Genomic DNA, 13,298 nt, shown 5'->3' on the forward strand with positions numbered 1-13,298 from the left:
GAAGGCAAGCCTCAGGGCAGCACGATCGCGGCCGCGCCGTGCGCGAGCGCTTCGACCTGCGAGATCGACCAGATGCGCGACGTGAGCGCCTCGACCATGGTAAGGCGTCCTTCGGTAATGAACGCGCCGGTGTCGATGAACACCTGCGAGCCGATCTGCCGCACTTCACGCACCGGCGTATGCCCGCAGAACGTGAGCGAGAGCGCATGGCGCGCCGGATCGCCAGTGCCGAGCACGAGATCGCGTCCCCACAGCATGCGCTCGCGCACTTCGGAATTGAACTGGCCGCTGTCGAGTGCAGCATCGTCGCCGAAAAATTCTGCGTGAATGATGTTGAAGCGCTTTTCGCCTTCACCCACCACGCGTGCCAGCGGCAATTGACGCAGCCGGTGCGCATACTTCACGAGTTCGGCGTCAGGCACGCTCTGCGCCCAGCCGCCGCCGATGCCATACCAGCGATTGCGCGGCATACGCCCTTCGGCCACGGCGCACAACGCGTCTTCGTGATTGCCCAGCACGGCGTAGAACCACGGTTTATCGAGCAACGCGAGTGCCTGTTCGCACTGCTCGCGTTCGCCCCGGTCAACGAGATCACCCACCGAAAACAGCCGGTCCCGCGCAGTGTCGAACTCCACTTCGCGCAAAAGATAGCGCAACGCCTCCACGCAACCATGCAAGTCGCCTACAACGAAATCGCGACCTGCAAGGTTGGCGGCATGGTGCTGCACGAGAGCGTCAGGTGTATGCGTCATCACTTCATCATAGCGCTGTGTGAGTGGGCCATATGAGCGCCAAATATCGTTTCGACATCAATTGCGAGGGGCGCGTCACGAGGCAGACTGCACGCAAGCGGCGTGCCTGCTCTTACAGCATACGCGCTTGTGGCCGTCGCTGGTGTTGCCGCCACCGTGCGCGTGGCGCAAAGTCCCGGCGCCCCCTGTAATTACTGGGGCTGAGCGCGCAGCGCCGCGACCTGATCGGCCGTGAGCGTGGCCTGCGGGTTGCCAAACCGCTTCGTCACGTAGTTGGAAATCGCCGCCACCTGTTCGTTGTTCAATTCATCGGCGAACGCCGGCATCCGCACGTCGCTGTCCTTCGTTTGGCGCCTCACGCCGTGCAGGATCACCGTCGCGAGGTTGTCCGGGCTCGGCACGCCCACCACGCTGTTGTGAACGAGCGATGGAAGCGCTCCCAGCGCGTTTCCCCCCACGCCCTCGCCGGTCCAGCGGTGGCAGCTCGCGCAGTTCGCCACGAATAGCTGCAGGCCGCTGACGGTGGTGATGGCCGTGCCGCGCAGGCTGGTAATGTCGTCAGCGGCCGGCATGCCCCACGCATCGCGCGGCCGCGTCACACCGCCCGAAACCGGCGGCAGCGCACGCAGATACGCCACGATCGAGCGCAGGTCTTCGTGCTTCAGATATTGCGTCGAATGCTGGACGACATCTGCCATCGGGCCCGCTGCGCTCGCGTGGCCCCCGGCGACGCCCGTGGAAAGGTAGGCGATCAGCGCGTCGTCGCTCCAGTTGCCAATGCCGCTCGTGCGGTCGGGCGTGATGTTGTACGCCTGCCAGCCCGCCTGCGTTGCGCCCGAGAAGCGCTCGGTCGTCTTGAGGCCCTGCATGAAATTGCGCGGCGTGTGGCACGCCTCGCAATGCGCAACGCCTTCGACGAGGTAGGCGCCGCGGTTGTATTCCGGGCTTCGCTTCGGGTCCGGCACGAAGCGGCCTTCGTTGAAGTTGAAGAGATTCCACACGATCATCAGCCAGCGCTGGTTGAACGGAAAGCGCAGCTTGTTCGCGGGCGGCCTGTAGTGCACCGGCGCGAGCGTGTTCAGATACGCGCGGATCGCGAGCATGTCCTGCTCGGTCATGCGCGTGAATTCGACGTAAGGGAACGCGGGATAGAGCCGCTCGCCGGCCTTGCCGATGCCTTCGTGCAGCGCGCGCACGAAGTCGGTATCGCTCCATTGGCCGATGCCGGTGTCGGGGTCCGGCGTGATGTTTGGCGTATAGATTTTTCCAAACGGCGTGCCGATGGACCGCCCGCCCGCAAAGGGTCGGCCTGGGTCGGCGGTATGACACGCGGCGCAATCGCCTACGCGCGTGAGATAGGCGCCGCGCTTGACGAGGTCGGACTTGTCCACGTCCGCAGTGGGTATGGAGGTATCGTCGCCGCGCGCCGTGGACATCGGCAGTTCGTCGATGGGACGCGTTTGCGATTCGTGCGACGCGTGCCACGCGATATAAAGCGCAAAGGCACAGAATAGCGCGGCCGCGATGGCGGCACGCGCGCGCCTCTCTCGCTCGTGATTGGCGGTGGCCGTGGCGGGGGACTTCGCTATTTTCATCGTCTGGCTCGCTTCAAAGCTCGTGCCGCAGTCCATGATCGTCGTGCCCATGATGTGATGGTTGGGCGCGAAGGTGTCGTCGAACGCGATGTCCATGCCGCCGAAAAGCTGCGCGATCTGCGCATACGTTGTCGACCTCTACCGTTGGCTCTCGTTGTGGGGACCTGGCGCGATCCGTTATGTGCGCGCTTGGTGTTTCGCTTCTTGTTTCGCTATTCGCCAGCGGGTTTGTGCGTCCAGTAGAACGACACGTCGCGGCAATACGAAGGAATCGTGAGCACGTCGTTGGCGGGGTCGAACATCAACGCCTTTTCAAAGGCCACCACCTGCACGTTCGGCGTCTCGCCCACGAGACCGAGATACCACGCGCGCATGACGTCGCCCACCATCGAGGCGAGTTCCGGCTGATCGGTCTTGAGCGCAGTGGTCACGGTATCGGAGGGCACCCCGCCACGACCTTGCCGCCCGAAGGGGCGACGTTTGATGCCTGATAACGACAAAAACGTTTGCTATCGTCATTGAACGCGGATCACTGCATATGCACCCGTCGTTGCGCTGATTTCGAAAGCACCTTGCCGCGTTGCGCAAGCAATATAGCCCGTTATGGCCCGATAAGACAAACCGAAAGCTTGCATGCCGGGCATAACAGCGCGCCACCGCTCGAGGCCTCGCACGGTAGAATCGCCGCAATCGTTCATCACCCCGCTCCCTTCGCGCGTCACGCCATGAAGCTCATCCCGCAGGTGCTGCGCAACCGGCCGCACATGATGATCGCCATCGCCGTGGGCATCGTGCTCGGCACGTTCGCACCCGCCTCGATCCGCACTTCGGCGCGCGTGTTGCTAGGCTGGGACGCCACGGTGTGGACCTACCTTGTGCTGATCTGGCTGCACATGGTGTTCGCAAACGAAGAGAGCGTGCGCGCGAATGCCCGCCGCGAAGACCAGAACGCGGGCACCGTGCTGTTCCTGATCTGCACGGCCACGGTCGCGAGCATCGTCGCCATCGTCATCGAACTGGGCACGACAAAAGAACTCGGCACGGCCTCGAAAGTGCTGCATTCGCTACTCACGGGCGCAACGCTCATCGGAGCGTGGTTTCTCATTCCCACGATCTTCACGCTGCACTACGCGCGCCTTTACTACGGCTCCGATCCCAACGAGCCCGCCCTCGTGTTTCCCGACAAAAAACTCACGCCGAATTACTGGGACTTTCTGTACTTTTCATTCACCATCGCGTGCGCCTCGCAAACCGCCGATATCGGCCTGCGCGGGCGTAGCGCGCGGCGCGGTGTCCTTGCGCAATCGATTTTGTCGTTCTATTTCAACGTTTCTGTGCTAGGGCTCTGCGTGAACATCGCCGCGAGCATGGTCGGTAGCTAAGCCGTCTTTTTTCCTTTTTTCGCCGGTGCAACGGATACCGGCAATCCACGCCGGTTTCTCCTGTCGATTCGCCTGTCCTTGCGCCCAGGACCCTGCGAATGTCCATCTGCGCGCAGCGGCGCGCGCCCTCATGCATCATGGGCATGTGCCTTGCTGCCCTTCTCCGCAAGTCGCCACGCGGCGCAAGCGGTTTGGTTCCGGCCTGCTCTTGCACTACTCTGAACAGGTGCCTGTCCACACGCGCAGCGCGGCACGCTCCGGCAGCCCCCGGGCGGCGCGATCGCATTGCGGCTCACCCCGTCGTGCATCCCCTTCGCCTGACGTACCTGGAATACGACCGATGGAACCTCCCCACGCCTATGCGCCGCGGATCTACTTCGTCCATTCCGTCCTTGCAGGACCCCTCGACGCGTGGCCGGCCCACATCGCCCGCGCGGCGTCGCTGGGCTTCGATCACGTCCTGATCGGCGCGCTGTTCGCCGCGGGCGCGTCGGGCGACGACCGCATCGTCGCCGACCATACGCGCCTGCACGCGGCCTTCGGCTCCCCGCTTTGCGTCGACGATGCCATGCGCGAACTCGCCCTCGCGGCGCAATCGCGCGGCGTCACGCTGCTCGCGGATCTCGTGCTCGACCGCAGCGCCGCCGACGGGGCGCTCTACGGCGCGCATCCTGAGTGGTTCCACCCCTTCGAGCCTGAAGACGCGCGCCTCGACCCACGCCACGGCCATCGCGAAGCCAACGTCGCCTATGCCGATTTCGAGCGGGCGAGCGCACCGCTCATCGCATGGTGGACCGCGCGCGCCACCGCGCTCGTCGAAGCGGGCATCGGCGGCTTTCGCGTGGACTCGCCGCACCGCACGCCGCCCCATGTGCTGCGCGCGATTTTCGATGCCGTACGCGCACGCTTTCCACAAGCGCGCTGGCTAGCCGCGACACCCGGCCTGCCGCGTGAGGCGCTCGCGCACCTCGAAGGTGCAGGCTTCGACGCAGCCTTTTCCTCGCTGCGCTGGTGGGACTTTTCGTCGAGCTGGATGGTCGAGGAGCATGCCGTGTTGCGCCGCGTGGGCTCGCCGATATCGTTTCCAGAAGCGCCCTATGGCGCACGCTACGCGCACGACCAGGAAGGCGCCGCCGATGCGCGCGCCGTCGAACGCGCGTATCGCCGCATGTTGCGCGCGTCGGCCGCGCTCGGCACCGGCTGGCTCATGCCGATGGGCTTCGAATACGGCGTGGACGAAGCGACCGCGCACATCGGCAACAGTGCGCAGGCGTGGGAAGCCGCGAAAGCGCGCGCACCCTTCGATCTGAGTGCCGATGTCGCGCACGCCAACGCGCTGCAACGCGAAACGTGGACACTGCAAACCAACGGCGAGCTGCGCGCGCTCAATGGCCCGGGGGCCAGCGTCGCGGCGCTCCTGCGCGGCGACCGCGCGGACCTGCGCGACGCGGGCGACGCCATTCTTGCGCTCATCAATCCCGCGCTTGCCGCGCCTGTGCGTGTCGAACTCTCACGCCTGCTCGACGGCGTGCCCGGCGGGTTCACGCGCTTCGCGCCGCTCGATGCCGAAACACTGCGCGGCGCGCGCCTGCCAGCGTCGCGCGACGCGAGCGCGATCCCCGACAGTTTCGCGCTGCCCGCGGGCGCATGCTGGATCTTCCGCGCGCTCGCGAGCCCGCTCGTGGTGCTCGCACCGCCCGAAGATCGCGGCAAGACGGCAACGAGCGGCCACAAGAGCGTGCTCGAGGCGATCGCCGCGCCCCGCATCGCGATCGAGAGCACACAGCCGTCGGTCGATCACGGCCGCTTCGCCGCGAAGCGCACCGTGGGCGAGCGCTGCGAAGTGCGCGCGGCGATCTTTGCCGAGGGCCACGACCGCATCGACGCCGCCGTGCTCTGGCGCGCCGCCGACGAAACCGCGTGGCACGAGTCGGCCATGACGCCCGTGCCGCCGGCCGGCACCGATCTGTGGGCGGGCCACATTCCGCTCGATCGCGTGGGACGCTACGAGTATGTCGTGATCGCCTGGCGCGACGACTACGCCTCGCTCGCCGAACATCTGCACAAGAAACGCGTGGCGAACCAGCCCGTCGATCTGGAGCTGGAGGAAGCGAGCCGCCTGTTCGCGCTCGTGCTCGCCACGGCCGAAACATCGGGCACGGGCGACGCCGACCAGAAGCGCATCAACGAAACACTCGATGCCATCGTCAAGCGCTTCATTGCTGCGGACACCGAAACACGTTGCGCGATCATCGCCGCGCCTTCAACGGCCGCCGCCGTGCGCGCCGCGCACCACCGCCCGTTCCTTTCGCGCGACACGATCGTGGGGCGCGTGGAGGCGGAGCGCACCGCGGCGCGCTTCGCAAGCTGGTACGAAATCTTCCCGCGCTCGATGAGTGACGACGAATCGCGCCACGGCACCTTCGACGACGTGATCGCGAAGATGCCGCGCATTCGCGAAATGGGCTTCGACGTGCTGTACTTCCCGCCGATCCACCCCATCGGCCTCGCCAACCGCAAAGGGCGCAACAACTCGCTCAACGCGCAGCCCGGCGACGTGGGCAGCCCCTACGCGATCGGCGCGGCCGAAGGCGGCCATACCGCCGTGCATCCGCAACTGGGCACGCTCGAGGACTTCTGCCGCATGCTCGCCGCGGCGCACGAACAAGGCCTCGAAATCGCACTCGATTTCGCGATTCAATGCTCGCCGGATCACCCGTGGTTGAAGGCGCATCCCACCTGGTTCGCATGGCGGCCCGACGGCACGCTGCGCTACGCCGAAAACCCGCCGAAGAAGTATCAGGACATCGTGAACCCCGAGTTCTACGCGCACGACGCGAAGCCCGATTTGTGGCTCGCGCTGCGCGACGCAATTCTGTTCTGGGTGGACACCGGCGTACGCATTTTCCGCGTGGACAACCCGCACACGAAGCCGCTGCCGTTCTGGGAATGGATGATCGCCGACGTGCGCGGGCGTCACCCCGACGTGATCTTCCTCTCCGAAGCCTTCACGCGGCCGCGCCTCATGTACCGGCTCGCGAAGCTCGGCTTCTCGCAGTCGTACACCTACTTCACGTGGCGCGAATCGAAGCGCGATTTCACGGAGTACCTCACGGAACTCACGCAAACCGACGTGCGCGACTTCTATCGGCCGAACTTCTTCGTCAACACGCCCGACATCAATCCGCGCCATTTGCAGACCGGGGCGCGTTCGAGCTTTCTGATTCGTGCGGCGCTGGCCGCGACGCTTTCCGGACTGTGGGGCGTGTATTGCGGCTTCGAACTGTGCGAAGGACGCGCGCTGCCCAACTCGGAGGAATATCTGGACTCCGAAAAATATCAGTTGCGCGCCTGGGACTGGCATCGTCCCGGCAATATCGTCGCGGAGATCGCCGAACTCAATCGCATACGGCGCGCCAACCCTGCACTGCAAACGCATCTTGGCATCACGTTCCTCGACGCGCGCAACGACTCGCTGCTCTGCTTCGAGAAGGCCACGCCCGCGCGCGACAACGTGATCGTCGTGGCCATCAATCTCGACGCCTTCAGCGAGCAGGGCGCCGACTTCGAACTCTCGTGGGCGACGTTCCAGCGCTGGCACCTCGACGACCACGCGGCGCTCAACGTCGTCGACGAAATGACGGGCGAGCGCTTCGAGTGGCACGGGCGCTGGCAGCACGTGCGGCTCGACCCGCATGCGCGCCCATTCGCGATCTGGCGTATCGAGCCCGCGAAGGGCCTGCCGCGCGAAGAACCGCTGCCCGAACATGCTGCTGAATACGATGAGCACATCGAGGGCCATCCCGAACTCGACGCCGACTTCCCGCCCGGAGGAGCGACATGAAACGCGACCCCGCTACGCACGAGCCTGTGGCAACCAACGTGCAGACCGTCACGCGAGACTCGACCGCACAAGACCCGCACCACGAGGAACGCGCCGCGCAACGGCGCGGCAAGCCGTCGATGCTTTCCGACGACCCGCTCTGGTACAAGGATGCGATCATCTACCAGGTGCACGTGAAGTCGTTCTTCGATTCGAACAACGACGGCGTAGGCGATTTCCCCGGCCTGCTCGCGAAGCTCGACTACATTGCGGGCCTGGGCGTGACGGCCATCTGGCTGCTGCCGTTCTACCCCTCGCCGCGCCGCGACGACGGCTACGACATCGCCGACTATCGCAACGTGCACCCGGACTACGGGCAACTCGCCGACGTGCGCCGCTTCATTCAGGAAGCGCACGCGCGCGGCATCCGCGTGATCACCGAACTGGTCATCAACCATACCTCGGACCAGCATCCGTGGTTCCAGCGCGCGCGCCGCGCGAAGCCCGGCTCGAATCATCGCAACTACTACGTGTGGTCCGACACCGACCAGAAATACCAGGGCACGCGCATCATCTTCATCGACACGGAAGCGTCGAACTGGACGCACGACCCCGTGGCTGGCGCGTACTACTGGCACCGCTTCTATTCGCACCAGCCCGACCTGAACTTCGACAATCCGGCCGTGCTGCGCGAAGTGCTGCAGGTCATGCGTTTCTGGCTCGACATGGGCATAGACGGGCTGCGTCTGGACGCCGTGCCTTACCTCGTGGAGCGTGAAGGCACGAACAACGAGAACCTGCCCGAAACGCACGGTATTCTGAAGCGCATCCGCGCGGCGATCGACGAGCACTACCCGAACCGCATGCTGCTGGCCGAAGCGAACCAGTGGCCGGAAGATGTGCAGGAGTACTTCGGCAACGAAGACGAATGCCACATGGCGTTCCACTTCCCGCTCATGCCGCGCCTCTATATGGCGATTGCGAGCGAGGACCGATTCCCGATCCTCGACATCATGAAGCAGACGCCCGACTTGCTGCCAACCTGCCAGTGGGCGATCTTCCTGCGCAATCACGACGAACTCACGCTCGAAATGGTCACGGACTCCGAGCGCGATTACCTCTGGAACACCTACGCAAGCGACCGGCGCGCGCGTCTGAATCTCGGCATTCGCCGGCGCCTCGCGCCGCTCATGGAGCGCGACCGCCGCCGCATCGAACTCATCAACTCGCTGCTGCTCTCCATGCCCGGCACGCCGGTGATCTATTACGGCGACGAACTCGGCATGGGCGACAACATTCACCTGGGCGACCGCGACGGCGTACGCACGCCGATGCAGTGGTCGTCGGACCGCAACGGCGGCTTTTCGCGCGCCGATCCCGAACAGCTCGTGCTGCCGCCGCTCATGGGCTCGCTCTACGGCTACGACGCCATCAACGTCGAAGCGCAAAGCCGCGATCCGCATTCGCTGCTCAACTGGACGCGCCGCATGCTCGCCACGCGCCGGGCCAGGCAGGCGTTCGGCCGCGGCACGATCCGCTTCCTGCGCCCCGCAAACCGCAAGATTCTCGCGTACCTGCGCGAAATGCCCGGTGAAGCGCCGATCCTGTGCGTGGCGAATCTCTCGCGCGCGCCGCAGGCGGTGGAGCTCGATCTTTCCGAATTCGCAGGCATGTCCCCCGTGGAAATGACGGCGGATTCCGTGTTCCCGGCCATTGGTCAGCTCCCCTATCTGCTGACCTTCCCGCCCTACGGCTTCCTGTGGTTCCTCCTGAGCGCCGGCGATCAGCGGCCCTCCTGGAGCCAGCCGACCTCCGAGCAATTGCCCGAGTTCGTGACAGTGGTGCTGCGTGAAGGCCAGGCGGGCGCGACGCCTGAAAACGTGCGGCTGCTCGAATCCGAAGTGCTGCCGTCGTGGCTCTCGCGGCGCCGCTGGTTCGCCTCGAAGGACAAGCCGCTGCGCGCCGTGCGCCTCGCGGCACTGACGACGATCTACGGCGCGGGCTTCGCGTTCACGGAGATCGAAGCGGAACTCGCAGATGGCACGAGCGAACGCTATGTACTCCCTATCGCCATCACGTGGGGCACCGAGATCACCACGCCGCTGCACATACAGCTCGCGCTCTCGCGCGTGCGGCGCGGCCGCACCGTGGGCTATCTGACCGACGCGTTCTCGCTGCCGTGGTTCGCCTATGGCGTGCTGCGCAAGCTGCGCGAGCGCGCCGCGGTGCCCACCGTGCAGCAGAGCACCATCCGCTTCGAGCCGACAGAACGCCTCGACGAACTCGACCTGGGCGACACGCCGGAAGTGCGCTGGCTTGCCGCTGAGCAGAGCAACAGCTCGCTCGTGATCGCCGAAACCCTTGTGCTCAAGATCGTGCGCCGGCTGATGGCGGGCGTGCACCCCGAAGCGGAAATGAGCCGCTACCTCACGAAACTCGGCTACGCGAATACGGCGCCGCTTTATGGCGAAGTGGTGCGCGTCGACCCTGCTGGGGTGCCGCACACGCTCATCATCGTGCAGGGTTTCATCGACAACCAGGGCAATGCATGGGACTGGGCGCTCGACTATCTGCGCCGCACGATCGACGAACTCGCGCTCGCCATGGACGACGACACGAGCGTCGATCAGGCGCATGAGGAAGAAGCCGTGCAAGGCTACTGCACGGTGATCGGCGCCATTGGCAAGCGCCTCGGCGAACTGCACGCGTTACTCTCGAGGCCCAGCGACGACGAAGCCTTCTCACCCGTTGCCGCCACGCCCGGCGACGTGCGTGCGTGGGTTACCGACACCAAGACCATGCTCAACGAAGCGCTCGACATCGTCGCGCGGCATACGGGCGAGGACGAACAGACGCTCGATGAAGACGCCCGCGAACTCGCGCGCAGCCTGATCGATCGCCGCAAGGCGCTCGTCGCGAAGGTCGACGAACTCGTGCCGGACGACACGAAGGCCGCGCGCATTCGCATCCACGGCGATTTCCACCTGGGCCAGGTTCTGCTTTCGCAGGGCGACGCCTATTTGATCGACTTCGAAGGCGAGCCCGCGCGCGCGCTCGAATACCGGCGCGCGAAGACCTCGCCGCTGCGCGACGTGGCGGGCCTGCTGCGCTCGCTCTCGTATGCGGGCGCGGCCGCGCAATCGACGCTCGAAAACGCGCCGCAGCAAGTCGTCGATCGCAAGCGCGCCCTCTTCGAACGCTTCCGCGGCTACGCTGCGGAAGCGTTCTTGAGCCAATACCGCGCGGCCGTCGCCGAAGGACCGCTCACGCTCGTGAGCGCTTCGCAGGAGCAGGCACTGCTCGATTTGTTCCTGATCGAGAAGGCGGCTTACGAAATCCGCTACGAGGCGGCGAACCGCCCCACCTGGCTCGCACTGCCGGTGCGCGGCCTCGCCGCGCTGGCAGCGCGCGTGCTCGGGCTCACGCCCACGCAGTCCACGCAGCACACGCACACGCAAACGCATGGCGGCGGAGGTGGCCATGGTTGACCGCGCGCCCCAGGCCGGCCTGAATCCGCATGACGCCGACGCACTCGCCGGCGCCTACCACGCCGATCCTTTCGCCGTGCTCGGGCTGCACTGGGTGGACGGCGCGCCCTACGTGCGCGCGTGGCTTCCAAACGCCTCGGGCGCGAGCGTGGTGGCGCGCGACCGCGCCCATACGCTCGGCGAACTGTCGCTCGTGCATCCGGCAGGACTCTATGCAGGGCCGCTCGCAGAGGCGGTGCCGTACCGGCTCGTGGTCGACTGGCACGGCGTAAGCCAGGAAATCGAGGACACCTATTCTTTTGCGCCGCAACTCTCGCACGAAGCGCTCGTGCGTCTCGCCGACGGCGACCCCTACGCGGTGCTCGAATGTCTCGGCGCTCGGCCCCTGACGTGCGATGACGTTCCCGGTGTGCGCTTCGCCGTCTGGGCGCCGAATGCAAAACGCGTTTCCGTGGTGGGCGACTTCAACGCGTGGGACGGTCGGCGCCACCCCATGCGGCTGCGCCACGAAGCGGGCGTGTGGGAGCTTTTCATTCCCCGTGTGGCTCCCGGCGCTCGCTACAAGTACGAGATCCTTGGTGCGCGCGGCGGCGTCCTCCCGCTCAAGGCCGACCCCTGCGCACAGCAGACGGAATGCCCACCGGGCACGGCGTCGATCGTCGCGCCCGTCGAAGCGATCGACCATTACGCGTGGCGCGATCAGGAGTGGCTGCAAACACGCGCCGAACGCCAGAACGCGCGCGCGGCCATGTCGGTCTACGAGGTGCATGCGCCGTCGTGGCTGCCCACACAAGGCGCCGATGCTCCCACGCCCGACTGGAGCGCGCTCGCCGAGCGTCTGATCCCCTACGCGCAGGGCATGGGCTTTACGCACATCGAATTGATGCCTGTGGCGGAGCATCCGTTTGGCGGCTCGTGGGGCTATCAGCCGCTTTCGCAGTTCGCGCCCACCGCGCGGCTTGGCGCGCCGGTGGACTTTGCAGCGTTCGTCGATCGCGCGCACGAAGCGGGGCTTGGCGTGATTCTCGACTGGGTTCCCGCGCACTTCCCGAATGACGCGCACGGTCTCGTCGATTTCGACGGCACGGCGCTCTACGAGCACGCCGACCCGCGCGAGGGCTATCACCCCGACTGGAACACGATGATCTACAACCTGGGACGCCGCGAGGTGAGCGCGTTCCTGATCGCGTCGGGTCTCGCCTGGCTCATGCGTTATCACGTGGATGGGCTGCGCGTGGACGCGGTCGCCTCGATGCTCTACCGCGACTATTCGCGCGCGCAAGGCGAATGGGTGCCCAACCTCTATGGCGGCCGCGAAAATCTCGAATCGATCGCGTTTCTCAAGCGCCTCAATCACGAAACGCAATACGTTCCGCAGCGCCCGGGCGTCATCACCATTGCTGAGGAATCCACAGCATGGCCAGGCGTCACGGCGCGCCCCGAGGACGGCGGCCTCGGCTTCCAGTTCAAGTGGAACATGGGCTGGATGCACGACACGCTGCACTACATGCAGGAAGACCCCGTTTATCGCCGCTATCACCATCACCTGATGACGTTCGCGATGGTCTACGCGTGGTCCGAGCGCTTCGTGCTGCCGCTTTCGCACGACGAGGTGGTGCACGGCAAGGGGTCGCTGCTCGGCAAGATGCCGGGCGACCGCTGGCAGAAGTTCGCAAACCTGCGCGCGTATTTCGGCTTCATGTGGGCGCACCCGGGCAAGAAGCTGCTCTTCATGGGCGGCGAGTTCGGGCAGATGGCCGAATTCGATCACGACGGCACGCCCCACTGGAACCTGCTCGACGACCCGCTGCACCGCGGCGTGCAAACGCTCGTGCGCGACCTCAACCGCCTGTACGCGGGCGAACCCGCGCTCTACACGCTCGACTCGGAACCCGGCGGCTTCGAGTGGCTGGTTGCCGACGACAACGAAAACAGCGTGCTCGCGTGGCGCCGCGTAGACGGCTCGGGCCGCGAAATCGTGGTGGTCTGCAACTTCACACCGGTGCCTCGCCACGGCTACCGTATCGGCATGCCGCAACCGGGCCAGTGGGAAGAAGCGCTCAACACCGACGCCGAAGTGTACGGCGGCTCGAACATGGGCAACGGGGGTCTCGTTGCCACCGAGGGCGTGGCGAGTCACGGCAAGCCGCAGTCGGCCGCGCTCGTGCTGCCGCCGCTTGGCACGCTGATCCTGCGTCTGCGCCGATAAGACTGCGCGGCGGGATTTGATCAGGAATCCGATGCAACACGAAGAACAA

7 protein-coding genes are annotated in these 13,298 nt (G+C 65.7%); 4 read left to right on the forward strand and 3 right to left on the reverse strand.

The window, feature by feature from the left end:
• Positions 1 to 11 precede the first annotated feature (11 nt).
• The 3 genes from U5A58_RS18440 to U5A58_RS18450 all read right to left on the reverse strand — a co-directional run bounded on the left by U5A58_RS18440 (position 12) and on the right by U5A58_RS18450 (position 2,793).
• The gene (locus tag U5A58_RS18440) at positions 12 to 752 is read right to left on the reverse strand and encodes a metallophosphoesterase (RefSeq protein WP_321962519.1); all 741 of its coding nucleotides are present in this window, start codon (positions 750 to 752) and stop codon (positions 12 to 14) included.
• A 191-nt stretch (positions 753 to 943) separates the two neighbouring features.
• Positions 944 to 2,347, reverse strand: a complete 1,404-nt coding sequence (locus U5A58_RS18445) for a c-type cytochrome (RefSeq protein ID WP_415774251.1) — start codon at positions 2,345 to 2,347, stop codon at positions 944 to 946.
• Positions 2,348 to 2,559: 212 nt separating this feature from the next.
• Positions 2,560 to 2,793, reverse strand: coding sequence for a sugar dehydrogenase complex small subunit (locus tag U5A58_RS18450; protein ID WP_415774246.1), 234 nt, complete (start codon positions 2,791 to 2,793; stop codon positions 2,560 to 2,562).
• 279 nt (positions 2,794 to 3,072) lie between these two features.
• On the opposite strand from U5A58_RS18450, the gene U5A58_RS18455 reads away from it, so the two are divergent.
• The 4 genes from U5A58_RS18455 to glgB all read left to right on the forward strand — a co-directional run bounded on the left by U5A58_RS18455 (position 3,073) and on the right by glgB (position 13,249).
• The gene (locus U5A58_RS18455) at positions 3,073 to 3,729 is read left to right on the forward strand and encodes a DUF1345 domain-containing protein (protein ID WP_321909759.1); all 657 of its coding nucleotides are present in this window, start codon (positions 3,073 to 3,075) and stop codon (positions 3,727 to 3,729) included.
• Positions 3,730 to 4,069: 340 nt separating this feature from the next.
• Positions 4,070 to 7,573, forward strand: a complete 3,504-nt coding sequence (locus U5A58_RS18460) for a maltotransferase domain-containing protein (protein WP_321962521.1) — start codon at positions 4,070 to 4,072, stop codon at positions 7,571 to 7,573.
• Positions 7,570 to 11,040, forward strand: coding sequence for a maltose alpha-D-glucosyltransferase (gene treS, locus U5A58_RS18465; RefSeq protein ID WP_415774247.1), 3,471 nt, complete (start codon positions 7,570 to 7,572; stop codon positions 11,038 to 11,040). Before U5A58_RS18460 ends, treS begins: the two co-directional genes overlap by 4 nt.
• Positions 11,033 to 13,249 (forward strand): 1,4-alpha-glucan branching protein GlgB, encoded by a 2,217-nt coding sequence (gene glgB / locus U5A58_RS18470; protein ID WP_321962522.1) that lies wholly within the window; start codon positions 11,033 to 11,035, stop codon positions 13,247 to 13,249. The genes treS and glgB overlap by 8 nt, the downstream gene beginning before the upstream one ends.
• The last annotated feature ends 49 nt before the right edge of the window (positions 13,250 to 13,298 follow it).

The sequence above is a fragment of the Paraburkholderia sp. J7 genome (assembly GCF_905220155.1).
Taxonomy (GTDB): domain Bacteria; phylum Pseudomonadota; class Gammaproteobacteria; order Burkholderiales; family Burkholderiaceae; genus Paraburkholderia.